This is a genomic window from Flagellimonas nanhaiensis (assembly GCF_003382275.1).
In the GTDB taxonomy this organism is placed as follows: domain Bacteria; phylum Bacteroidota; class Bacteroidia; order Flavobacteriales; family Flavobacteriaceae; genus Flagellimonas; species Flagellimonas nanhaiensis.
The window spans coordinates 129,412-155,485 of the sequence record NZ_QTJX01000004.1 but is presented as its reverse complement, the minus strand read 5'-3'; the positions used below and the strand labels follow the sequence as shown (position 1 = coordinate 155,485).

Genomic DNA, 26,074 nt, shown 5'->3' with positions numbered 1-26,074 from the left:
TTTATTGCTTAAAATATTGTAGTTCAAAAACTGATTTTAGATAATTGTCAAGCGTTTCCAACGCATCCATTTCGGTCTGTATGGCATCCCGTATAATTTGAGTAAAAGCAGCATAATCAACTGCCCCTTCTTTATAGGCTAACAATGCTCCCCGTCGCTGTTCTTCTGCAAGTGGCAAGGCTTTGTATTTATAAAATTGCCAAGATGCTTCCCATTTTTGATACGCTTGTACAGCTTGTTGATATGTTGATAGTAATTGACGTTTTACATAGTCTGCATTAATCTCGGCAATTTCACTGTCTATTTTAGCAGATTTGGCTTGACTGCGTTTTGTGCCAGAGAGTAGCGGAACGGATATTCCTGCCTGATAGGTGTAGAACCCTTCACTTCCGTTTACTTGCTGTAATCCCCCTTGAAGGCTAAAGTTGGGCAGCAAATTAGAACGAGCGGCTTTGTAGCTAGCTTTTGCTTCCTCGATTCGCTTTTGTGAAAGTTCCAGTTCAGGGTGAACGTTTATAGTTTCAGGAATTCCCAATATGGTAATTTCACTTTCATCCAACGTGTCGGGAACCGCGTAATACGTATCTGAGACCAACCACAAATTAAGCTTTTGTAAAGCAATAGCATAGTCGCTCTCGGCTTGTTGCAGTTTATTATTGATTTGCAACGCCTGATTGGTTGCAGATGAATATTCCAATCGTGAAATAGCCTCTACTTTGAAATTGAGTTCGATTGCTTTTTCAAACTGTGAATAGATAGAATCCAGTTCACGGTAGAGCATAAATTTTTGTCGTTGCTGATAGGCTTGCGACCACGCCTTTTTCAATTCTTGTTCCACTTGCAGTCCAGAAAGGTCAAGAGCAGTTTCTGCCAGAGCAATGCGCTGTTGCTGCAAACGTTTCCTTGCACCAATACTGAAAAGATTGATGTTCTGCTGACCTACACCCACCAAAGTGTAGATGCCTTGACCATCGTTTATTTCTTCACCGCCCGTGAATACTTGGGTATTCCCTAAGTCATACGCCGTCCCTTTGAGAACGTTCTGTTTTTGGATTTCCAATTGTTTTGTTTTCAATAATGGATAATTTTTCTTCGAAATCTCCACTGCCTGTTCTAACGATACAATTGGTAATACATCACTATTTTGAACTTGTTGCGCTTTTGCGAAAGTTGAGGTCAGCAGCAAACAAACTGCCGCTGTTGCCGTCACGATTTTAGGATTGAACTTCAAGTTACGTTCCGAACGCTTTTCTACCCATTGATAAAAGATGGGAAGGATAAAAAGGGTCAATAATGTAGAAGTCAATAATCCACCTATAACAACGGTTGCCAATGGTCGCTGTACTTCCGCTCCTGCGGATGCAGAAATTGCCATTGGCAGAAAACCAAGAATATCGGTAAATGCGGTAAGCATAATGGGACGTACCCTGCGTTTAGTTCCCTCTAAAATGCGGTCTTTGAGATTAGTAACACCTTCCTCCTTTAACTCATTAAGTCCACTAATCATTACCAAGCCATTCAATACCGCAACACCAAATAATACAATAAAGCCGACCCCTGCGGAAATACTAAAGGGCATACCCCTAAGCCATAAGGCAAACACCCCGCCTATGGTCGCCATAGGTATAGCCAAATAAATCATCAAGGTTTGCGGAAAAGATTTTAGGGCAAAATAAATCAGGATGAATATGAGCAATAATGCAATAGGAACAACAGTCTGCAATCGGTTACTTGCCCTTTCTAGGTTTTCGAATGCACCACCATAACGAATAAAGTAGCCTGGCGGTAAATCAAGGTTTGCATCAAGTTTACCCTTAATCTCATTAACCAATGATTCTACATCACGTCCACGTACATTAACACCTACATAAGTTCTACGATTGGTATTGTCTCGGCTTATTTGCATCGGTCCTGGTGTGTATTCGATACTCGCCAATTCTTGAAGTGGAATCTGCGAACCGTTTGACAAATTGATATATAGGTTTTTGATGTCATTGATGTCCGTGCGATTCTGCTCATCCAGTCTAACAACCAAGTCGAAACGCTTTTCACCCTCAAAGATGACACCCGCATAACCACCTGCAAAAGCAGATTGAACTATCCTATTGAGCTGGTCAATGCTCACACCGTATTGTGCCAGTTTACTGCGATTATACCTAATGGTCATCTGTGGTAGACCTGAAGTGGCTTCCGCCCTCATATCTCCTACACCCTCAGTTCCCGCGATGATTTTGGTAATCTCATCCGCTTTGGCAGCTAGTACATTGATATCCTCACCATAGATTTTAATGGCAACATCTTCACGAATACCTTCCAACAATTCATTGAACCTCATTTCGATAGGTTGCGAGAACTCATAGTTGACACCTGGTATTATGCTCACAGCATCTTTTATTTTGTCGATAAGTTCATCCTTGGATGTTGCGGACACCCATTCGTCCTGTGGTTTCAGAATAACAAACACATCGGCAAAGTCCATTGGCATTGGGTCGGTAGGTACTTCGGCAACACCGATACGACTCACAATTTTTTCCACTTCAGGAAATTCTGCCTTTATAATACGCTCTACTTTGGTTGTGGTTTCAATAGTTTCACTGAGCGAGCTACCAGGTTTAAGAATCGTATGGAAGGCTATATCGCCTTCGTCCAATTGTGGGATAAACTCACCGCCCATTTTAGAAAATGCAAATACGGCTATTCCAAATGTGACAACAGCACTTCCCACGACCCACTTTCCATTTGCCAAGGCTTGTATTAAAAGTGGTTCATACTTTCTTTGTACCCAATGCACAAAACGGTCGCCCCAAGATTTTTTTTCCTTTTCGGGTGGTTTTAAAAATAAGGCTGACATCATAGGTACATAGGTGAGACACAGAATCATTGCCCCTATCATAGCAAATATGAATGTTAGTGCCATTGGCTTGAACATCTTTCCTTCTACACCTTCCAATGCTAAGATGGGCAGGAAGACAATTAGAATTATCAATTGCCCGAAAAAAGCAGCGTTCATCATTTTTTTGGATGCATTGGCAGCGATTGCGTCCCGGTCTTCACTTTTTAAAGTTTTCTTTTTGAGGATATAGCCGCCCATAACAAATACGCTAGCTTCCACAATGATGACCGCCCCGTCTACGATGATTCCGAAGTCGATTGCACCCAAACTCATCAGGTTTGCCCATACATCAAAAACATTCATCAATATAAATGCGAACAATAAGGATAGGGGAATAGTCGAAGCCACAATTAACCCACCGCGCCAGTTACCTAGAAGGAAAACCAGAACAAAAATTACGATGAGTGCCCCCTCAAGTAGATTGTTGCGCACTGTTCCCGTGGTTTCACTAATAAGCTTACTTCTATCCAATAAAGGCTGAATGACAACCCCTTCTGGAAGCGATTTCTGGATTTCTACCATTCTATCCTTAACAAGACCAATAACCTCGTTTGAGTTTGCTCCTTTAAGCATCATTACCAATCCTCCAACGACTTCGCCTTCGCCATCCTGTGTCAATGCTCCATAGCGAACGGCTGAACCATAACGTACATCGGCAACATCACTTACAGTAATTGGCAGCCCATTCTCGTTCTTGATAATGATTTGTTCAATATCCTCAAGACTGCGTACCAAACCTTCGCCACGGATAAAGTTGGCTTGGTGGTTTTTTTCGATATAAGCACCCCCCGTATTTTTATTGTTGGCCTCCAAAGCCTCAAAAACATCTGTAATTGTAAGACCAATAGCCTTCAGCTCATTAGGGTCAACAGCTACCTCATATTGCTTTATTTTTCCGCCAATGGCATTGATTTCAACAACGCCTGGAACCATTGCCATTTGGCGTTGTACAATCCAGTCTTGAATCGTACGCAAATCGGACAAGGAATAAGTGTCTTTGAACTCTGGTTGTACTTTTAAGGTGTATTGATACACCTCACCGAGACCTGTTGAAATAGGTCCCATAGATGGGCTACCTAGTCCTTCGGGAATCTGCTCACGCACTTCAGTCAGTTTCTCGGAAACGAGCTGACGAGGTAAGTAAGTTCCCATATCATCCTCAAATACAACCGTAACCACGGAAAGTCCAAATCGTGAAATCGAACGGATTTCTTTTACTTTAGGTAGGTTGCTCATGGCAATTTCTACAGGATAGGTTATGAATTGCTCAATATCCTCCGTACCCAGATTGGGTGATTGTGTGATGACCTGTACTTGATTATTGGTAATATCTGGCACGGCATCAATGGGAACTTGGGTCATACTGTAGATCCCTGCACCAATGAGTGCCAACGTTAGCAGCCCAATTATAAATTTATTATTGATTGAAAAATCAATGATTTTGTTAATCATAGATAAGGGTATTAATTCAGTTAAAATTTGCGTCAAGTGCATTGGCTAAAAGGCAATGCACGACATTGAAGTATCAAATATTGGATACATCGAAACAGGATATAGCTATCCTATGAAAACTGAATTATGCCCGAGGTGGCTGTAAAAGGGAAAGTGAAATATCCTTGCCCAAACTGTCGACGTGGGCAAAATTTTCTAGCGAAATGGTGGGCTGGATCGGTTCAAAAATAGCCAACTGGAAATCGATGGTATGCGAATGACAGCAGTGGCATTGGCAGAAAGGGGAACACAGTTCACAGTCTTGGCCGTGTTCGCCATCAAAATCCATTACAGAAACGACCTCTGTGCCTTCATCAACACAGCTGGCATCGCTACAAGGCACAAAATTGAGTGCCAAAAAGTAGATGGATAATATGGTTGCCAAAAATTTCACCACACAAAGATAAAAAGATTTTCGTGCAACTGGGTTGCAAATAACTATCGCAATGAATCAATGACACTCCCGCAAGTCAACATAGCATCCCCGTAATAGGGATTGCGAATCTCTTTTTCAGCACTTAACCAAACCGCGCCATTATTACTGTTTGCCATAGGACATTGCTGCACATAAAGTGTATTACCCAAATCCTTTAGCTCACCTGCAATAGCGACCATATTCGCATTAAGAATTACGAAATGGGAACGTTGGTCTTCTAATTTTCCCGCTGTAGTGATAGCTTCCAACATTTCAATACTCTTGTCCAAATGTCCTCTTTCCATTGTACCCAAGTCAGAAAAATTTGGCCTTTGCCATATTTCCAAAGTAGCTTTTGCATGTATTGCTGCCTGCTTTGAATTACTGGCCACCAATGCATCTTTTAATTTTAAATAGGCTGGAAATCCTTTTTCAAACTCCTTTTGAAAGGTGTCCGGCAATGTCATTTTCATCTGGTCTTCCGAACTATTGGAATCTTCCTGAGGTTGCATTCCCAGATGGCCTTCATGACCCGTCATCGTCTTGCCGCCAGCTTTGTTCATCATACTTTTTTTACCCTGTAATTGTGCAGCCGCATCAACTGAAAAAGTTCCATTGGCCACAATTTCTTCGCCTGAATTAAGGCCAGAAATAACTTCCAATTGTTCTCCATTTCTTACCCCTAACATTACCTCCCTCATTTCAAAGACTGGCTCATCTGGTTTGACTTTTATATAGACCAAAGAACGTTCTCCTGTCCACATCACAGCTGAGGAAGGTACCCACAGTTTCGATTCATAACTAAAATTTTTATCATTCTGAATCTTCCCAGTTACGAACATCCCAGGCTTGAATTGTTCATTTTGATTTGCAAGTGTTGCACGCACTGTTACGGTTCTAGTAGCATTGTTAAGTACAGGGTCCACAAATGAAATTTTACCATTAAACGTTTTATTTGGATAGGCATTGGTGGTTATGCTTATTCTTTGCCCTTTTTTTAGTTGTGACAACTGAGTTTCATAGGCATCAAACTCGGCCCAAACCGTGTTTAAATTACTCACCTTTACAATAGGCTGCCCTTTCTTTACATAATCACCTTCCGCGCTCATGACCTCCGAAACCGTACCGGAAACCGTTGCATAAACAGGAAAGTATTCCGTCACCTTAGTGGAGCTTTCTATGGCGTTGATTTGATTTTCCGATAATTTCCAGAGCTTCAATTTGTTACGGACAGCTTGGTACAATTGCGGTTGCGACTGCTTTAAAGATACCGTGGTCAATAGTTCTTGCTGTGCCGCTACCAGTTCAGGAGAATAGATAGTTCCCAGTAATTGTCCTTTTCGAACTTCTTGCCCTTCATAATTAACGTTCAATCGCTCAATCCTTCCGTCAAAATAACTGGCCTGTACGGCAACAGCTTCTTCGTTTACTGCAATTTTACCCGATAGGGAAATGGAATTGTCGTCACCTGCGGATTTAGTGCCGACCACAATGGTCTGTACATTCGCCAAGGCAAGCGCATTATCCGTCATTGAGAATTGTTCGGGCGAAAGACCTCCAGTACCGACTTCAGCAGGAATCAGGTCCATTCCACAAATAGGACAGTCACCCGGTTCAGGCTGCATGATCTGGGGATGCATGGAGCATGTCCACATTTGGTCTTCTGATGCTGTTGTATGGTCATGCACCGTAGCTTCCATAGTATCGGCATCGGATGTCCCAAAAAGAACATACCCTACTCCCAATCCAATAATAGCCGCGACTACAATTAAAATTATGCGTTGTTTCATTTCTTTATTTTTAATCGTTTTTTTAATGTAATAATTGAAGGCGAACTGATATACCAGAGGAGAAATCCACTTAATACCGTAATCAGACCTAAAAGTGAAAATGCTCTCAAAACTGTTGTATTGAAGTTATCCCTACCTTCATAATCCATAGTGTGGGTCATCCATAGAAAATCGAAAATTCGCCAATCCCTATGGCGAACCGTTTGAAATTTTCCATCACTAACGGAAACATAGGCCTTTAAGGCTTCATCTGTTTTGTATGAAATGACATAAGCAGGTAATAACTTTTCGCGATATTCGTGGTGCTTTCCAGTTTCAGTAATCTGCTCAATAGATTCCACGATCAAATCATTTCTCATACGGTTTTTGGCTATAGATAGTGCTTCATCCTTCGTAATACTGTTCTTTGGTTTTCCATTAATGGCACTGTACAATTGTTTGTTATTTATCCAGTAATAGGGTCTATTGCCAATATCCCTCAATTCAATGGTTTTAACTCCATTTGCAACATCAAGTTGGGATGGGCTTATTAAATCTCTATAAGGTTTAGTTTGATGCTCCAAATTTTTAAAATGGTCACCGTGTATTTCATCGATGTCTGTCCAACTAAAGTATAAACCACTAATGGTCCAAAACAGGAACTGAATGCCTAAAAAGAGACCCAAATACCTGTGCGTTTTTCTGATTTTTAAAGCTGTATTCCTGCTTACCATAATTATATCGTTTTGCTTCTTAAACGTAGTGCGTTTGCTATTACCGAAACAGAGCTAAAACTCATTGCTAAAGCTGCTATCATTGGTGAGAGTAATATTCCAAAAATTGGGAATAAGACCCCTGCGGCGATAGGTATACCTAAGGTGTTATATATCAATGCAAAAAATAGGTTTTGCTTAATGTTTTTCATTACAGAATCGCTTAGATTCCTTGCTTTTACAATTCCGTTTAAATCACCTTTTACCAAGGTTATCATTGCACTTTCTATGGCTACGTCCGTTCCCGTCCCCATTGCTATTCCAACATCGCTTTTTGCCAAAGCCGGTGCATCATTTATGCCATCACCTGCCATTGCCACTACTTTCCCATTTTCTTGTAGCTTTTCTACCTCTTTGAGCTTGTCTTCTGGTAGCATGCTGGCTTTAAAATCTGCCAGGGCCAATTCAGATGCCACCGCCTGAGCGGTATCATGATTATCGCCTGTTAGCATTATGACATTAATATTTTTGTCTTGTAATGCTTTGATAGCTTTGGCACTTGTTTTCTTGATTTTATCGCCTATAACAACATATCCTACGACTTTTCCCTTGATGGCCAGGTACGAAACCGTTTTACCTTGCTTTTGATAGGATTGAGCTTCGTTTTCCATTACCTTGGATAGTGCCGCATTAGCCTGTTCCATCATTTTAGAATTCCCCAGATATACTTTCTTTTGATTTACATCGCCTTCAACACCCTTGCCTGTAATTGCGCTAAACCCATCAGCTTTTAAAAATTCCGTTTGTTGTTCCTTCCCGTATTTAACTGTAGCTTCAGCCAATGGATGTTCACTCTGATTGTTCAAGGAAACGATATATCGTAGCACTTCATTTTCGCTAAAACCGTTATCAAAAGAACCTACTTTTTCTACAGTAGGTTTTCCTTCTGTGATTGTTCCTGTCTTGTCAACAATGAGTGTGTCTACCTTATCCATTTTTTCGAGAGCTTCCGCATTTTTGATAAGCACACCATTCTGCGCACCTTTTCCAACGCCTACCATAACAGACATTGGTGTAGCTAATCCCAAAGCACAAGGGCAAGCGATTATCAATACGGCAATGGCATTGACCAAAGCATAGACGTAAGCTGGTTCTGGTCCCCATATTGCCCAAACCGCACAGGTTATCAAGGCAATGATTACCACAACAGGAACGAAGTACCCCGAAACCTTATCCGCCAAATTCTGGATTGGTGCGCGACTACGACTAGCATCATTTACCATATGGATGATTTGGGACAATAACGTGTCCGAACCCACTTTTTCAGCTTTCATTAAAAACGACTGATTGCCATTGATGGTTCCACTACTCACCTTATCATCTATAGATTTGTTTACTGGAATAGGTTCACCCGTAATCATCGATTCGTCAATACTCGTATTGCCTTCTGTGATGATACCATCTACAGGAATTTTATCGCCTGGTTTTACCTTTAGAATATCATTGAGTGCTATCTCGTCAATACTGACTTCAACTTCTTCACCATCTACAATTTTTATGGCTTTATTGGGTGCTAATTTCAACAGTTCTTTTACTGCCGAATTGGTTTTACTATGCGCACGAGCCTCTAATAATTGACCTAAAAGCACTAAGGTTAGAATTACCGTTGCTGCTTCAAAGTAAACGTGAACAGTACCTGCTTCGGTCTTAAACTGGTCTGGGAAAAAATCGGGTGCGAGCATACCTATTACGCTGAATAACCATGCGACACCAGCACCAATGCCTATGAGCGTAAACATATTGAGGTTCCAGGTTTTTATACTGCGGTAGGCACGTTCAAAAAACATCCAAGTAGCATAAAACACTACTGGAATGGAAAGCACGAACTGAATCCAGTTCCAATAATTCTGTTCCAGAATATCGTATAAGGGATTGTCGGTCAGCATTTCAGACATTGCAATTATGAAAATGGGCAATGTAAATACGACTGCAATCCAGAATTTTTTGCGTAGTGTTTTATAAGTCTTTTCTTCTGCGGACAGGTCGGGTTCCATCGGTACTAAATCCATCCCACAAATTGGACAGCTTCCCACTTCGTCCTTAATAATTTCAGGATGCATTGGGCAAGTGTATTGCGTATTGGTAGTAGCTGAAAGATTTACTTCCTCAACCAAATCCATTCCGCAGACTGGACAATCACCCGCCTGATTGTAGGTTGCGTCGCCTTCACAATGCATCGGGCAATAGAAAGTTCCCGTCCCTTTGCCTTTAGGTTTCTGTTTCTTTTCTTCAGTTTTTTCGGGGCGCTGACCTGATTTGTAAATACTGTAAGTACCGCCATCTTTTTCTAGTATGCCCTGAAATTTTTCTATTGGTATATCTGATTTCATGTCAATGATAGCCTCAGCTTTTTCCAAGCTCACAGAAACTTTTACAACACCATCCACTTTTGAAAGTGTTTTTTCAACGTGCGACTTACAGCCGTTACAGGTCATTCCATTTATAGGATAGGTGCGTGTTTTTATGCCATCTGGTTTGACGGGATGTATATGATATTTACTTTTCTTTTGCTGTACGGCTTCTTCAAATTTGTCTATCGGGATATGATTTTGCATTTCTATCGTCGCAGTTGATGCTTCCAAATCAATAGCAACGTTGATGACATCCGGAACTTCGTTCAAAGCCGACTTCACACTTCTCAGACAACCTTTACAGGTCATTCCTTCTATTTGATATGTATGTTTCATCTTTAAAACTATTTAGTGTTAGACCGGACAAAATATGAAGCCTTTATACCACAGGCTTGAACAATTCGGGTTGAAGCTTATACAATTTTGTCTAAGTTTTTTCTGTTCCAGTTTTGTACTTTTTTATATGCTGTCATTGACATGCCAGTATTATTTTTGAACTGCTTTGCAAGATGGCTTCCACTACTGTAATCCAGTGAATAAGCAATCTCAGCGAAAGTCATATTGCTCATTTGCAAAAGTTCTTTAGCCTTTTCAACCTTCAGACGGATGAGATATTTTTCAATCGTAATTCCAGCAGTAGCACTAAAGGATTTACTGATTATCGAATATTCCGTCCTTAATTCCCTGGACAAAATTACCGATAGGTTTTCCTGTAACCCTTTTAAGGAATCGAGGCTTTTAATCAAAATTGACTTCACGTTCTCAACCAAAATTGAATTTTGGTCATCAATGATTTCAAAACCGTTACGTTCAGCGATCTCCTTGAGAATACCTTTACTTACATGCGCCTCATCCATCACAGTTAATTCGCCAAGCTCAATTGATAACACATTTATTCCAGCATTGTCTAGTTCTTGTTTTAGAACGGTCTTACAGCGGTCACAAACCATATTTTTAAGTTTTACTTTCACGGTATGGGCAGCTTTAATGTTGCTTTTTGACCTAATGACAAATCATCAACATGGCCGGCAATCTCATTATTATTTGTTTTAAAATGCATATGTAAGAAGGTAGAATGATGGGTAAATACCGCCTTGTGCGACTTCGAAAAGAAACCGATAATCTCAACTTCTTTATTTTCTTCAACTCCATTTAAACCAGATTCCTTGTGCTTTTGATGCGAGTGAACGGTATCGCCATCTTTCCAATTAATGACATGCCAACGCAATGATTGGGCGTTTCCTTCAATTAAAAAAGGAATTGGCTTTTCAGTATTAATCCCTAATGCTTTTGCCCGTTCTTCTATGAATCCCTCCAGTTTAATGGAAGAATCAATTTCATTTGGCATTTCTATGTTCTGCCAATTGGAGACTTGGGCATAAACGATTAGTGCCGCCTTTTTATCAAAAGTGGTATCGAAAACAACTTTTTTAGATGCTACGGACGTGTTGAATGCCCTACCATTAAAAATCTGAATCTCACCTTTTAAGTTCTCAAAAGCACCGAGCGCATATAGGTTTTTCTTTTTTGAAAGTGAATCCAATGCAACCGTTGCTTCCAAGTTACCGGACATTAGTGTACGTAACGCTCCTGCATATTTTACTTCTCCATTCTGAGCCTCTGGAATACAGCTAACCAGTAATAAGGTTAGTGAGACCACGGCAAGGATCTGTTTTAAAGAAGCGGTCATTCTTGTTTATTTTATGGTTTCTGTCACTTTACCACATTTTAGCATTTTATCCCCGAAGTAAGGGTTACGAATTTCTTCTTCGGTTGAAAGCCAGTAACCACCTTGGTTGTTAAAGGCCATTGGGCAAAATTGTTGATACACCTCGCCAGAAGAAATAGATGCGTCCACTATTGCCGTCATCTTTGCAGTAACATCGGAAAATACCGTGCGCTGTATTTCGATATCACTGGTTTCCGAAATTTTGGAAAGTAAACCTTTTAAGGCTGTATCGTCTGTATTTTCCATGAGCATTTTCGCCCCAGATTGAGCCTCTTTAGCATCCGAGTTTACCAATGCGGTCTTTACATGGATGTAGTGTTGAAATTGTTCGCCAACATTGTCATCACTAAAAGAAAGCCCTACTATCTTGGTCGTTTCTGTGTTGGAATCCGATGTACTGGTGTTGTCCTTTGTTTCATTTTTACACGAAATCAAACTTGCAAAAGCAAGCATTGTTACTGTTGTTTTAAAAAGTGTCTTCATCTTTGAATTTTAAATTATTGATTTATTAAATAGTTGATAATAGCTGATTGCACATAGTACAACTGCACCGATTGGATTTGATTTATCTGGAACTTTAATTGTAGTTCCTGAATGTCGAGCACATCATTGAAATCTATGGTGCCCGTTTCATAATTTTTAACCAAAATCTGTTCGGCATCCTTGGCCTGTTTCAGGTTTTTTGATTGGGTATCGTAGGCTATGCGGGCCTCATTTCGCTGTGCTATCGCTTTGGCAAAAGCGGACTCCAATACATTCAAGCGTTCTTGTTTTTGAAATGTAATTTCCTCCTTACGAAGTTCGTTCTGCTTGGTTTTTGAAGTATACCGCTTATTGAAAATTGGAATGGAAAGCGAGACCATGGGCATTACAATGTCTTTGCCATTATCGCTAAAGCTCATATCGGGTCGCTCTTGTACGGAAACATAGTCCAACCCAAACCCTAACATTGGTGCTCCTTCTTTTTGATTGAGCAATTCCGCCTGGGTCACCGATTCGTACATTTTATCAAAACGAAGAAGTTCAGGATTCAACTCAAGACTGTCCATAGTGACAGGGTCCCTATCAGGGATGTCCATAGCTACGGTCAAATCAACTGTGAGATCCGTATCTCGATTCAATAGATTATTGAAGTTGACCTGCTCTCCTTTAAATTGCTCCCTGAGCATTTGCTTTTGTTGCTCCAATTCGTTCTGACGAATTTGCAGTCGCAACACATCCACGGCACTTGCTTTGCCCACTTCCACCGAAGTCAAGGCCAAGGTCTCATAGGTGTGGAGCAGTTCAATGTTAGTGTCCAAGACCCCTTGTTTGGCCCATAAGCTATAGAGTTCGTAGTACGATTGGGCCACGGCCAGTGCCAATTTTCGCTTTGCAACGACATAGTCCACGTAATCTGTTTCGGCCATTGCAGAGGCGTACTTTTGACGTGTAGCAACTGTCCCGAACCAAGGCAGCATTTGTTTGGCGGAAAAACGCGCAACCTGTGCCCCCGTCCTGGTTTCCGGTTCACTGACAAAATACCCCGCCCCGAATTCGGTATTGGGTAGCCAGTTGGCCTCGTTTTCCTTTTCCCTAGCAATCGTATATCGCAGTTCGTAGGCTTGAATTTTCGGATTATTGGCCTGTGCCTCCGCAATGTATGACTGCAATCCTTGTGCATTTCCCATAGCGGAAACCAACAAAAGACCGATAATAATTTTCAGCTTGTTCATTTGCTTACCTTTTTAAGTTGAACTTCCTTCCGCCATCCAAATAGCACGGGGACGACAAAGAGCGTAATCAAGGCAATGAGCATTCCCCCAAAAGATGGAATGGCCATTGGTATCATAATATCACTTCCCCTCCCCGTGGATGTAAGGATTGGCAACAAGGCCAGTATAGTGGTCGCCGTGGTCATCAAACAAGGTCGAATACGCTTTTCACCGGCCTCAACAACGGAATCATGGACCCCTTTTAGATCCATCGGTTTATTTCTATCAAAAGTCTGTGTCAGATAGGTGGCCATGACCACCCCATCATCAGTGGCTATGCCAAAGAGGGCGATAAAGCCTACCCAGACGGCAACACTTAAATTGATGACATCCATCTGAAAAAGGTCCCGCCAATTCTCGCCAAACAGATTGAAATTGAAGAACCAATCCTGTCCATATAGCCAAATCATAATAAATCCTCCTGCAAAAGCGACAGCAATCCCGGTAAATACCATCAACGAAGTGGCCACACTCCTAAACTGGAAATACAGAATCAGAAAGATGATGACCAGTGCCAAGGGCACCACGACACCCAGGGTCTTTTCAGCCCGTAGCTGATTTTCATAAGTACCCGTGAAAGCATAGTTTATCCCTTTGGGGACTAGGAGTTCGCCACTATCAATCTTGGCCTGGATCGAGGCTTGTGCATTTTCAACCACATCTACTTCCGCGTAACCGTCCAGCTTATCGAACAACACATAGCCCACAAGAAATGTATCCTCACTTTTGATGACCTGTGGACCCTGTTCGTAACGTATGGTAACCAGTTCATCCAGCGGTACCGGACTCCCTTTGGAAACGGGCACATAGATATTTTTTAAATCATCTGGATTGGCACGTAACTCCCTTGGATAACGAACCCTGACCGCGTAACGTTCCCTACCTTCAACGGTTTGGGTCAAAGGCATTCCTCCCACCGCAATCGACAAAACACTTTGCACGTCTTCAATGGTAATGCCGTAACGTGCCAATTGTTCCCTATTTATATCAATAAGCAGATATGGTTTTCCTACAATACGATCGGCAAAAACAGCCTGTTCCTTAACACCTTCAGCTGTTTTTAATATCCCTTCCAATTGTAGGCCAAAAGCTTCTATTTCTCTTAAGTCCTGTCCCTTTACCTTGATGCCCATGGGTGCGCGCATTCCAGTCTGAAGCATGACAAGTCGGGTTTCTATCGGTTGCAGCTTAGGTGCGGAGGTAACCCCGGGCAACTTGGTCACCCTTACGATTTCATTCCAAATATCATCGGGTGATTCAATTTCAGGCCTCCAATTGCGAAAGTATTCCCCATCCTCATCTGCAATCAATTGACTTCGTTCAATCCCATAGGGATTTGTTACTTTGGTTTCGGAATAAGTAGCTTCTTGGGTAAGGGCTAGGTTGGGATTGGCTGCCAACTTGCCGTTCTTCAGTTCAAACAGACCGTCTTTGTTTACCTTAAAGCGCTGTGGTTCGCCCTCCCCGTTCAATTCATATTCCGAACGATATTGGATAACGTTCTCATACATGGATAGCGGCGCAGGGTCAAGGGCAGATTCGGTTCGTCCAGCCTTCCCCACCACAGTTTTGATTTCTGGGATACTGGCTACGGCCATATCCAACTGCTGCAAGACCCGTTTGTTTTCAGCTATACCAGAATGTGGCAATGACGTGGGCATTAATAAAAAAGAACCCTCATTGAGGGAAGGCATAAATTCCTTTCCCGTATTGTTCATTATGAGAACTCCACAAACCACAATCACAGTGGGGATGGAAAGAAATAAAACCTTGTTCCCCAATGCCCAACGGAGTATTCGGGTGTAATACATTCTAAATACCCAAAAAGTGCCCAAAAGAGTGAAACTGATTATTCCCACAAAAAGCAGGTTCATCGGCACACTTCTATCAAATCCCAAAGGTCGCCAGTAAATGGCCAAAAGGAAGATGATAGCTGTTGCTGAAATAATAATGTTTAGACGTGTCGCCTGTTTTTCAGAAAGCGAAAATCCATTGAACAGACGAGAAGCCAGTTCTTTGTTCTTTAGGGATGTTATGGTTCCAAAGGCTATTAACACCAAGCCTAACCAATAACCATAGAAAACAGCCGCTAGTCCTGTAATAATCAATACTGCACTAGAAACATACCCCACGATACTTTTGCTTCTTCTTTTTTTGAAGAAAATGGCGGCAAAAGGTGGTATCAAGAAAAGGGCAACGATTATGGATGCAGTCAACGCCATGGTCTTGGTAAATGCCAATGGGCGAAATAATTTCCCTTCGGCACCCACCATCGTAAACACGGGGATAAAACTGATGATAGTGGTGAGTACGGCTGTCAGAATGGCTCCTGAAACTTCGGCAGTGGCATTGTAGACCACGTCATTGGTGTGTAACCGTTCATTTTCTGGTTTAGTATCGTTCTCGTCCAGATGACGAATGATGTTTTCTGAAAGTATGACCCCAACATCGACCATGGTACCTATGGCAATGGCAATACCTGAAAGGGCAACAATATTGGCATCGACCCCAAATAATTTCATGGAAATAAAAACCATTAGCACGGCAACGGGTAACAAACCTGAAATCAAAATGGAAGCTCGTAAATTGAATACCATGACAATGATGACCAATACGGTAATCAGAATTTCAAGGGTAAGGGCCTCATTGAGGGTTCCCAAGGTCTCTTGTATAAGTTCGGTTCGGTCGTAAAATGGAACAATAGTTACCTGAGAGGTTCGTCCATCTGACAACTGTTTTGAAGGGAGGCCCGAAGAAAGCTCCGCAATCTGGTCTTTGACATTATTGATGACCTCCATGGGATTTGCACCGTATCGGGCTACCACCACACCACCGACCACTTCGGCACCTTCTTTGTCCAATAGGCCACGACGGGTCGCTGGACCCAAACTCACTTTGGCAACGTCCTTTATACGGATGGAAGTATAGTTCTCCGCATCGACAACCGCATTCTCAATATCCCCAATCGATTTTACATAGCCCAAGCCGCGAACCAAATACTCCGCCTGGTTCATTTCCAGGGTTTGTGCCCCAATATCTTGGTTGGATTGCTTTACGGCTTTTACGATATGGTGAAGGCCAATATTATATTGGCGCATCAACTCAGGATTGACATCAATTTGGTATTCCTGGACATATCCACCGATAGAGGCCACCTCAGAGACCCCACTTGCTGATGACAGCGCATACTTCACATAGTAGTCTTGAATGCTTCGCAGTTCGTGTAAGTCCCAACCTCCGGTGACGTTTCCGTCTTCATCGCGACCTTCAAGGGTATACCAAAATATTTGTCCAAGACCCGTGGCATCAGGACCCAATGAAGGATTCACCCCATTGGGCAACAGTCCAGCGGGAAGGGAATTCAGTTTTTCGAGAATCCTGCTTCGTGACCAGTAGAATTCCACATCTTCCTCAAAGATGATATAGATACTTGAAAAACCGAACATTGAGGAACTTCTAATGGTTTTTACACCCGGTATTCCCAATAATGATGTGGTAAGCGGATAGGTAATCTGATCTTCAATATCCTGAGGGGAGCGGCCATCCCATTTGGTAAAGACGATTTGTTGATTCTCACCAATATCGGGTATGGCATCCACCGCAATTGGATTGCTCGGCAAAAAACCTGTGTCCCATTTAAAGGGGGCATGTACCATTCCCCAGCCCACAAAAAGGACCAGTAGCAAGATGGCTACTAATTTGTTTTCGATTAAGAATTTGATCGCTTTGTTCAGCATATAATTCGAGTATTAGATAATTACAAGTACTTCGCGGAAATAGTGCATAGCACGTTTGGCCCAATGCGGTAAATCGCCGGGCACATTTGTAGTTATCTAAAAATCAAATTAAAAAGGTCTGGTGCAATAGCTGCACATCCCGTATCAGGGGGGGAGGGGAATACTCTTTAAAGGGGATTATTGTATCATCATATCCTTCAAAAAGGTTGATATAGGTGTAGATGAAAGAGGCAACGAAAAGTTGCTGGTCGAAGGTGAGTTGGTCAAAGGATACCTTTAAATCGTCCTGACCCTCCAAAACAATTTGAACATCGGTACAACAATCCATCTTCATGTCCATAACAGCACACCCCGCTGATGATTTGGACATCTCAGCCTTCATCATACAGCTAGCTGCACTATCGGAAAAACTGAAATCAACTAAGTGGTCACCACAATAGTGCATATCCACGGTAAAAGACATCGTGGACAGCAACACAATTGCCGATAAGGCAAGGGCCGATATTTTATGAAACAAGTCCTTCATTGAACAACACAAAAGTATTCAATTTTAATATATAACGATAAACTATAACATTTATTTAATTGAGCCGTAACTGCTTCCATTGCAGGAGTACTCTTCTCCAATGCATTTAAATCGACTTCCCTTTAACCGTCACCATTCCCTTTTTGGATAGGCAAAAAAACAATAGCAAAACCTTGCATTGCGGCATAAAGCCGTTTCGTTTCCTTCACTTTTTATACGCCCTCCAAGGCCTTGCTATTGTATCGAGAATAGCATCAAAAAAGGTAACAGCGACGGCACTATGGGAAGTAAATCATTTAAAATAAATCCAATGAAATCATACCAAAACAATAAAACGGAAGCGATACAGCAGTTAAAAAATCAAAAAAGGGAAAACGCTCTGGATATAATAAGTAAATCAGTTTTAAAGGCCTTATGAAGAAGGCAAAATCAATAGTAACATTTTAAATTTTTAAGTTATGAGTACATTAAGAAACAAAGTTCAGTTGATCGGAAACATTGGCAATGAGCCAAAAATCACCAACCTTGAAAGCGGTAACAAAGTGGCCCGTTTTTCCATGGCAACCAATGAGTATTACCGAAATGCACAAGGGGAAAAAGTACAATCCACACAATGGCACTATGTAGTCGCCTGGGATAATAAAGCGGACATCATAGAGCAGTACACCCATAAAGGGAAAGAAGTGGCCATAGAGGGTAAATTAATCTCCCGAAGCTATACCAATGAAATGGGTGTTAAATGCTATGTGACCGAAATTGTGGCCACAGAAATCTTGCTATTGGGGTCTAAAAATGAACCTACCCCTCTAAAGGAAATGGAGGTTACCGCAGATGAAGTAAATGCAAACCCTTCTATGGACAACACTTCAGCCAATGGGAAAACTACAGAAGCCCAACAAGGAAAAAAACCACAGGGAAGCACAAGAAAAAGAACTCCAAAAAGTAACCAGAAAGTTGCCTAACGCTAGGTACTTCTTCAAAAGTAAAGAGGGCACACACTAACCACAGGTTTGCCCTCTTTTTCATTATAAATCCTATTAAGATAATACAATGAGAACGCAAATTAATGAAATAAAAATAAGCTACAAAGACCGCATCTTATCCGATAAATGGGTGAAGCTGAACAGCTCTCAAAGTGCAGCGGAATTCATATACAAACAATGGGACAAAAACACCATAGCCCTACATGAAACCTTTAAAGTGGTGTTACTTAATAATAGTAATAAAGCCAAAGGAATATTTGAGGTCTCCAAAGGGAGTATCACGGGTACATTGGTAGATATAAGGGTATTACTGGCCGTGGCCTTAAAATGCCTTTCCGTGGGAATGATATTGACCCATAATCACCCAAGCGGAACGCTAATACCAAGTGCATCCGATAAGCAAATCACTAAAAAGATAAAGGATGCCGCAACCCTTTTGGACATCAAAGTATTGGATCATATCATCATTGCCCCCAATGCCGACTATTTCAGTTTTGCCGATGAAGGCCTAATCTAAAATTTGAGTAATGATCTATTTGAATTTTACAAATTTGGACGAAGAAACGCAGCAACATTTAATGACCGTTTCTAAAAAAGATATCGAACAAAAATTTGGTCTAGACCTACAACGATACGCCAAAAGAAACAATGTTGATTACCAGTCACTTTTGGAACAGGAGGCACAACGTAATCTATATACCTACGATTATGTATTCATTATTTAAACAGTATAGTTTTACTATTGGAAAGGGCAGTTTATAAACTGTCCTTTTTCTTTTGATGGATATACAGCGAAAAGAAATATCCACTAACAATACTTCAAAAGTCCGCTTTCCACTTTCTTAAAATCTCCTGTTTTACCTTAAAAACAAGCCCCTGCGAATACCTTGGTATTTGTATGGATTTTCGACCGTTCGCGGGCGAAAAGGAATAGCAAGAGGGTAGCGCGCTAAAGCGACGCTACGAATTTGATTTGCTCCGAAAAGCATTGAAAACAAGGGGGTTTTCGAAGGTTTACGAGAAAGGATAAAAAATGAAATTTACTGTAAACACCATCAAAACCCTCGTAAACACTGAAAAAAGTTACTGTAAACCATGGAAAAGAAGCATAGCACATATCGGTATTCAGCCATCAGCATCAAACATACGATTGCCGTGCGGTTTCGTTCCTTCTCCAAAAAGATGGCCCAATCCCATTCTGAATGCTTGGAGTCCATCATGGACTTTTTTGAGTGGCACGGCCTTGACCCGTCCAAGAAATTCGGCAAAAGTATTATCCAAGAAATCCTGAAAAACCGACAGCGAACGGAGACCTCCATCAAACGTAATGAGGCCACCATCGCCATCATCCGCGACATTGAAATCAACCAGACCAAGCCCAACAATGCCATGCTGTTGGCCCTCTTTGGGGAAGATGCCAAGACCAAAAAACCACTCCGAAAAGAACGAAAACAGCTCGAAAATAAATCCAAACCCATACCCGAAATCGAAGTGACAGTTCCCAAAATCCGCTATGAACGGCTTTCGGAAAAATTGGAAAAAATCAAACAGGATTATGCTCATGTGCTGGACAAGGTAGAGCTTGTCAAAGGAAGTTTTGGGAAGGCCTATTTTAAACTGGAGCTTACACCATCAGAGCTTGAAAAATTCAAAAGAACCCTAAAAAACCATTCGTGATGCACATCAATATCACCCCACAAAAGATTGGCCCACAACACGAGACCTACAACAGTAGTGTGACCGACTATGTGAACTATCTGGAAAAAGAAAACGAAGGGAAACACCCTGAACTGCAAGAGCATTTCTTTGATCAGAACAATAACCAAGTCAGCCCCGAAACCGTCATCTCGGAAATCGATGGGAACCTCAAAAAATTAAAAAAACGCGACCCAAAATTCTACTCCATAGTCGTCAGTCCGAGTGCCAAGGAACTCAAACATATCAATAACGATCCTGCCCTACTGCGTGCCTATGTCCGTGAACTCATGAAGGACTATGCCGCTTCCTTTTATCGTGATAGACAGATTACTGTTGATGACATTAAATACTATGCCAAAATCGAACATGAACGAACCTTTCGCGGCTTTGAAAAGGAAGTAAAGGCTAATGAACCGTATCGAAAAAGAATCGCCAAACTCCAACACGATATGGCCAAGGTGCGACAGGGAGAACTGGAAGGCAATCTTAAAAAAATACAACGGGAAATTGACCGATTGATGGCCGAAGCTCCCCATAAGATTAATGGAAAAATGATAACCGAAGGCACGAAAAAAGAGGGTTTTCAGACCCATGTTCACATCATTGTAAGCCGTAAGGATGTCACCAATACCTATAGCCTTTCCCCCAATTCCCAGCACCGAAAAAATGTGACCATTCTCAATGGGAAAGAGCAGAAACAGGGCTTTGATCGAAACCAATTCTTTGATGCGGCAGAACAGCGCTTTGACAAACTGTTTAGCTATGAACGAAACTTTATCGACCGCTACGCCACCAAAAAACTATATCGCAAAGACCCTATAAAATTCTTTGCCCTGCTTGTTGGACTGCCCACCAATGAACGGGAACTGGCCTTAAAATCATTGTACAAAATGGGAATTCCCACCAATCAAAAGGGAGTGGCCTTGAAACTTTTTCGAGAGGCGGGATTGCATGTGCCCAGCATCCCTACCAACCAGGTACAGCTCGCTATCAAAGCCTTTAGGCAAATGAAAAAAGGAATGAAAAGGGCCCTAGAATCGGGTTCAATAGGCATCTAAAAAAATGAATGATATGGAAAATGTTTTGCTATTAATCGTAGTGCTTCTTGTAGGATTTGCTTTGGAGTATATGTTGATCCGTTTTCTGAAAAAGGGCTTTTATGTGACCCTTTTGCTCTTGCTTGTATTGGCCGGAATCTTTTATTATTATTTCCCCACCACAATGTTTTTAAAGTCGGTTTTGTATGCAGGACTCCCCCTCCTATTCGTGGCCATTCTCTTCTTTGTCTTTGTGGCCAAAGAGGAAAAGACATCAAATGTGGAGGCGAAATACAGAGCGATATTGGACACAAAAGGCTACCGCTTGACCCTAGGGAATATCCGTCGTGGCATCTCCATTATTGGCTCGGCTGGGAGCGGAAAAACGGAAAGCGTCGTCCATGGTCTTTTCCAACATTTGGGGGCTCATGGGTTCTGTGGGGTAATGCACGACTACAAGAATTTTGAGATTACCGAGATGGCGTATCCCATCTTTAAAGCGACCAATAAGGACTTCTATATTATTTCCTTTGGGCCAATCTATAACCGTGTAAATCCCATCGCTCCGAGATACATTCCTGATGAGGAAAGCGTCCATGAAATCTCCCGCGTCCTTTTGGAAAACCTCCTCGAACTAAAAGAAAGTGGCAGCACCGGAACCTCAAAATTCTTTAATGATGCCGTGGAAGGGCTCATAGGTGGATTGATGTGGCGGTTGAAAGAAGACTATTCCGATTACTGTACCATTCCCCATATGATCGCGCTGTATCAACACCTGACCACTGAGGAATTGGTAGCGTTTCTTAGTGACAATACCACCTCAAAGGCCATGGCCGATGCCTTTATAAGTGGTGTGGAATCCGATAGGCAGACCGCTGGGGTCAAGAGCACCTTGGCCAATGCCTTTAAAAAGATAAGCACACAAAAAATCTTTATGGTCTTGTCGGCGGACGAAGTGCCCTTGAATGTCAACGACCCTGAAACTCCCTCCGTCATTTCTGTGGTCAATGACCCGAAAAAGGAAACCTCCCTCTCTCCTGTCATTGCCACTATCATCCACTCCATCACCAAACAAATGAGCGAACGAAATCGCTTGTCCTCCTTTCTTTTGATGGAGGAAGCCGCCACTTTGAGGTTGTTGAACATGCATCGTATTCCGGCAACTCTAAGAAGCTATGACATTGCTACCATCTATGTTCTACAGGATAAGGTTCAGAACGATATGATGTACGGTGATAAGGCCAGCAAGGCCATCTTGAGCAACCTATCCTATCAATTCTTTGGGAAGGCCAATGACCCTGATACTGCAAAGTATTATGAGCGTTTCTTTGAAATCGTAAAGAAGGAAACACGAAGTGTTAGTAAGGGAAATTCCCTGAGTTTTGATACCCGAGTGACCCAAGGGGAAAAGGAAGTGGCCAAACGACGGGCCGACGCCTTCTATGGTTTAGAACAAGGGGAATTCGTGGTGTTCTTTGATGGGAAGGACAAAAAAGTGCGGTTTAAAACGCCGCAAATCAAAAGGGAATTGCCCCAACCAATGTCAATTGATGAAGATGAATTGAAAGCGAATTTTGAGAGGGTTCATCGAGAGGCCCAAAGCATTTTTAGATAGTAAATATTTGATTGCTCATTGTGTAAAAACCATAGAAAAATTAGGGTTTTTATACAATTCAGTTTATTACAAAAATTTTATCTTCACCTACTTCCCCAAACAACTTGTTTATGATCCTATGTGAGGTAAAAATATACTTAATGTTGAATGAACAATTATATATATTAGCATCACTTCCAAGGGTTTTTCAACTCTGGCGAATTAATGAATCCTAAAAATTCTGAATAATTCACTTATCTCAGCCTGATTGAACAATAGGCTGTAGAAATGGGTTGTTAATGGGAAATTGAGATCCTATAAAAAAAACACGTACAAATAATTTTATGGCAGAAAACTTAGATGTTAAATTTCACATATTCGACTTAGAGTTTCAGCCTTACAAAGAACAATCGGGCACCCTTGGAAGCTTCAACATACTTAAATCCTGTATTAGAAAAATAAATGATGAACGGACCCAAAACCGTAGGTTTCTTATCATAGATAGACACGAGACAAGGGATAAAGCAGAGTCACGAAAACTTTTTGTTTCCTCCGCGAGCTATTCACATACAGACAAAATGTTTAAATGCAGAATTAATTTATTAAGAGATAAAGCCCCTTCTTTTCTCGATAAAGAAAAGCTCACTATCTCCTCAACAATTGATCTAAAAAACAAAGAACTTGTCGAGACAACTAATTTCTACATAGACATGGATAAGCTTAACGAACCAACTGTCATTTGCGAATACAACAATCTAGGCCCTAAGATTTCAGATATTGAGTACTACTTTAGAACAATATCTTCTAGAAAACATTTGATAATTTCCAAAGCATGTAAAGCAAAAATACATATGGAAAAATCTGTGGAACAGGTCATCGATTCCATGCAAAATGTCTTTAGATTTAAATTCAAGGCAAGACCGGAAAACCTTCCGTCTCTATATAGAGATATTAATGATGCATTTATTACCAATATGCAATCATTAGTAAACACGGTTGACCCTAAAACTATTCGTGTTGATTTATCTTTTAGAGACCAGGGTGGTAAGAAATTAGTGTCCGAAACTAATTATAAAATGGTAAGTACTTCTAAAAAGATTTTGAATGCTGTACTTAATAACACAAAGGTAGTTGAAGATATTGATGATTTCTTTCTAGAATACGAAGATTCTAATGGGGAAAGTAACGATTTTAGTTTGATTAGGGGCAAGGTGTCTCTTGATTCAAACTGTCCCCTAAAAGATGGTAAGAAAGGTCTCCTTGATACTCGTTTCCTATTTGAGGACATTAAAAAGAAATATCTCGCCTATAAGGCTGAAAAAAGGAATTAGATGTTAATAAAGATTCTAGATATTTATTATCGACGACCGTTACTTTTTGATTTCTTAATTAATATAGCCGCCGTAAGCCTAATATTTTTCATTGAATACAAAGGTTACTATGCTTTCTCATTTGATAAAACTTCTCAGGTGATACCTTCAATAGGAATTACTATCTCAGGATTTATCCTAACGGTTCTTACAATTCTTTTGACACTAAAGTCAAGTCTAATTACCAAAGAAGAGAATGGATTAAAGGAAACCCTAAGAAATAACTTTAGCATTTTTTTAGCTTCTGATTTATATTCTAAAGCAATATCCGTTTTAAGAAACGGTGTTATTTACTTACTAATAGTTTCATTCGTCACTTTAGGTATTAGCGTAGTTTTAAAGAATGTTTATGCGGCAATAGGCCTTTATTTGAACGTAGTTTGTTTCATATTCACCTTACTGGTATTTCTTCGATCCTTTTACGTACTGAATCTGATTTTTAAGATGCAAGGTTCCAAGTCTAACGAATGACCCAAATCGACCACTAATCTTGAAAATTTGTTAGAAAATCAATATGAAAAAAAAATATTTTACTCTTAATGAAGTCTTTACTCCAAGTCAGCCTGCTAATTACACATTTGTTGAAAGGTACTCTGTCAACACAAGACTGAAAAGAGCTTTAAATACGCCTGGCAAGCAGATTATAATTTATGGATACTCTGGTGCTGGTAAAACAACTGTACTTACAAAAAAGCTTAAAGAAGAAAAGTTTGATTGCATCACAACAAGATGTATGTCGGGTATGACTTTAGCAGATATTGTGAAAGATGCATTTGCACAATTAGAAATATATTATGTTGCTCAAAAAGATGTAAGTAAGGGAGGAAAAATCGGAGGCTCAATTGGCGCCTCATATTTTGGAATAAAAGCTTCACTATCCTCTGAATTAAATGAAAACGATAAAGCGATTGCAAAAAGAGCAGTTGAGCTCCCGATAACTCCCCAGAACCTTGCAAAGTTTATAGGTGAATCTTCTAAGTGCTGGGTTTTAGAGGATTATCACAAAGTACGCTCAGAAGACAAAATTCTTCTGGCACAAATAATGAAAGTTTTCATGGATAGTTCCACCGAATATCCCAAACTGAAAATTATTGCCATTGGAGCCGTTAACACTGCAAGAGAGGTCATTCAATATGATTCTGAAATGAAAAATAGGGTCTCTGAGATTGAGGTTCCATTAATGGAAAAAGGAAATCTAAGAGAAATTCTGAATGTTGGCGAATCATTATTGAATATAAAAATCCCTGATTCTGTTGCTGATAAAATCATAGCCTACTCTAGTGGTTTGCCAGCGGTTACGCATCAATTAGCTTTATTAATATGTGAAGCAAATTCAGTTGATAAAACCATTAGAAGCACACTTCCAAAGAAAATTGATGTTAAGTCATTTGATATTGCTTTAGATGAATATTTAGAAGAGAACTCGGATACTTTTAAATCTGTTTTTGAAACAGCTACTAAGATTATTCATAAAAGAAAATCCGAGAATCCTGCAGATATTTTAAATGCAGTTTTGTTATCCAGCAAAGAGAATGTTACAGTTTTTGATGTTAAAGAAAACCTGAAAATAAATGATAAATCATATAAAGGAAATAACCTAAAGAAGTACCTAGACGAGTTGACAACTTCTGACCGTGCGGAAATTCTTAGATTTAATAAAGACTACAATTCATATTATTTTTCAAATCCTTTCATAAAGGCATACTGTCAATGCGCATTGAAAACCTCAGTTAAAACAGAATTTAGTAAGTCAAAATTACTAACAGAGTTTCGCGAAACGTTAAGCAAAGAATTGGAAATTGCTAGACAAGCTTTCATTAAAGATTTCGAATCAAATTAGTTTAAAGATTCATCCTTTATTTGATAACTATAAAGCTCTCAACCATCTTTACACTTATAAAATATTGACTGTAGAAAAGCGAAATACAATTTTTTAACTATCACTAATAAGTTT

19 protein-coding genes are annotated in these 26,074 nt (G+C 40.6%); 8 read left to right on the top strand and 11 right to left on the bottom strand.

What is annotated here, in order from left to right:
* Position 1: 1 nt before the first annotated feature.
* From DX873_RS15485 to DX873_RS15435, 11 genes are all read right to left on the bottom strand, one after another.
* Complete coding sequence (locus DX873_RS15485) at positions 2-4,345, bottom strand: CusA/CzcA family heavy metal efflux RND transporter (RefSeq protein WP_116185399.1); 4,344 nt, start codon at positions 4,343-4,345, stop codon at positions 2-4.
* A gap of 124 nt (positions 4,346-4,469) precedes the next feature.
* Complete coding sequence (locus DX873_RS19190; RefSeq protein WP_313777750.1) at positions 4,470-4,727, bottom strand: DUF6660 family protein; 258 nt, start codon at positions 4,725-4,727, stop codon at positions 4,470-4,472.
* 95 nt (positions 4,728-4,822) lie between these two features.
* Complete coding sequence (locus tag DX873_RS15475) at positions 4,823-6,589, bottom strand: efflux RND transporter periplasmic adaptor subunit (protein WP_116185398.1); 1,767 nt, start codon at positions 6,587-6,589, stop codon at positions 4,823-4,825.
* Entirely contained in the window at positions 6,586-7,302 is a 717-nt protein-coding gene (locus DX873_RS15470; RefSeq protein WP_116185397.1) for a PepSY domain-containing protein, read from the bottom strand. The genes DX873_RS15475 and DX873_RS15470 overlap by 4 nt, the downstream gene beginning before the upstream one ends.
* Before the next feature lie 2 nt (positions 7,303-7,304).
* Complete coding sequence (locus tag DX873_RS15465) at positions 7,305-10,028, bottom strand: heavy metal translocating P-type ATPase (RefSeq protein ID WP_116185396.1); 2,724 nt, start codon at positions 10,026-10,028, stop codon at positions 7,305-7,307.
* Positions 10,029-10,105: 77 nt separating this feature from the next.
* Positions 10,106-10,663 (bottom strand): helix-turn-helix domain-containing protein, encoded by a 558-nt coding sequence (locus tag DX873_RS15460; protein WP_029511585.1) that lies wholly within the window; start codon positions 10,661-10,663, stop codon positions 10,106-10,108.
* Positions 10,660-11,382: an acetolactate decarboxylase gene (locus DX873_RS15455; RefSeq protein WP_116185395.1), complete on the bottom strand. Its 723-nt coding sequence runs from the start codon at positions 11,380-11,382 to the stop codon at positions 10,660-10,662. Before DX873_RS15455 ends, DX873_RS15460 begins: the two co-directional genes overlap by 4 nt.
* 6 nt (positions 11,383-11,388) lie before the next feature.
* Entirely contained in the window at positions 11,389-11,904 is a 516-nt protein-coding gene (locus tag DX873_RS15450; protein WP_116185394.1) for a DUF3347 domain-containing protein, read from the bottom strand.
* 14 nt (positions 11,905-11,918) lie between these two features.
* Positions 11,919-13,136: a TolC family protein gene (locus tag DX873_RS15445; RefSeq protein WP_116185393.1), complete on the bottom strand. Its 1,218-nt coding sequence runs from the start codon at positions 13,134-13,136 to the stop codon at positions 11,919-11,921.
* Entirely contained in the window at positions 13,133-16,912 is a 3,780-nt protein-coding gene (locus DX873_RS15440) for an efflux RND transporter permease subunit (protein ID WP_116185392.1), read from the bottom strand. Before DX873_RS15440 ends, DX873_RS15445 begins: the two co-directional genes overlap by 4 nt.
* A 103-nt stretch (positions 16,913-17,015) precedes the next feature.
* Entirely contained in the window at positions 17,016-17,438 is a 423-nt protein-coding gene (locus DX873_RS15435; RefSeq protein WP_010519676.1) for an HYC_CC_PP family protein, read from the bottom strand.
* Positions 17,439-17,896: 458 nt separating this feature from the next.
* On the opposite strand from DX873_RS15435, the gene DX873_RS15425 reads away from it, so the two are divergent.
* From DX873_RS15425 to DX873_RS15385, 8 genes are all read left to right on the top strand, one after another.
* Positions 17,897-18,400 carry a single-stranded DNA-binding protein gene (locus DX873_RS15425; RefSeq protein ID WP_010519677.1) on the top strand — a complete coding sequence of 168 codons (504 nt, stop codon included), beginning with the start codon at positions 17,897-17,899 and terminating at the stop codon, positions 18,398-18,400.
* A gap of 88 nt (positions 18,401-18,488) precedes the next feature.
* Positions 18,489-18,938 carry a JAB domain-containing protein gene (locus DX873_RS15420; protein ID WP_010519678.1) on the top strand — a complete coding sequence of 150 codons (450 nt, stop codon included), beginning with the start codon at positions 18,489-18,491 and terminating at the stop codon, positions 18,936-18,938.
* Between the two features lie 10 nt (positions 18,939-18,948).
* Positions 18,949-19,146, top strand: coding sequence for a hypothetical protein (locus DX873_RS15415; protein WP_010519679.1), 198 nt, complete (start codon positions 18,949-18,951; stop codon positions 19,144-19,146).
* A gap of 370 nt (positions 19,147-19,516) precedes the next feature.
* Positions 19,517-20,098, top strand: coding sequence for a BfmA/BtgA family mobilization protein (locus DX873_RS15410; RefSeq protein ID WP_116185391.1), 582 nt, complete (start codon positions 19,517-19,519; stop codon positions 20,096-20,098).
* The gene (gene mobB / locus DX873_RS15405) at positions 20,098-21,177 is read left to right on the top strand and encodes a MobB family relaxase (RefSeq protein ID WP_116185390.1); all 1,080 of its coding nucleotides are present in this window, start codon (positions 20,098-20,100) and stop codon (positions 21,175-21,177) included. Before DX873_RS15410 ends, mobB begins: the two co-directional genes overlap by 1 nt.
* A gap of 13 nt (positions 21,178-21,190) precedes the next feature.
* Positions 21,191-22,771 carry a type IV secretory system conjugative DNA transfer family protein gene (locus tag DX873_RS15400; protein ID WP_232520956.1) on the top strand — a complete coding sequence of 527 codons (1,581 nt, stop codon included), beginning with the start codon at positions 21,191-21,193 and terminating at the stop codon, positions 22,769-22,771.
* 323 nt (positions 22,772-23,094) lie between these two features.
* Entirely contained in the window at positions 23,095-24,081 is a 987-nt protein-coding gene (locus DX873_RS15395) for a hypothetical protein (protein ID WP_116185389.1), read from the top strand.
* Between the two features lie 553 nt (positions 24,082-24,634).
* Positions 24,635-25,960 carry a P-loop NTPase family protein gene (locus tag DX873_RS15385; RefSeq protein ID WP_116185387.1) on the top strand — a complete coding sequence of 442 codons (1,326 nt, stop codon included), beginning with the start codon at positions 24,635-24,637 and terminating at the stop codon, positions 25,958-25,960.
* The last annotated feature ends 114 nt before the right edge of the window (positions 25,961-26,074 follow it).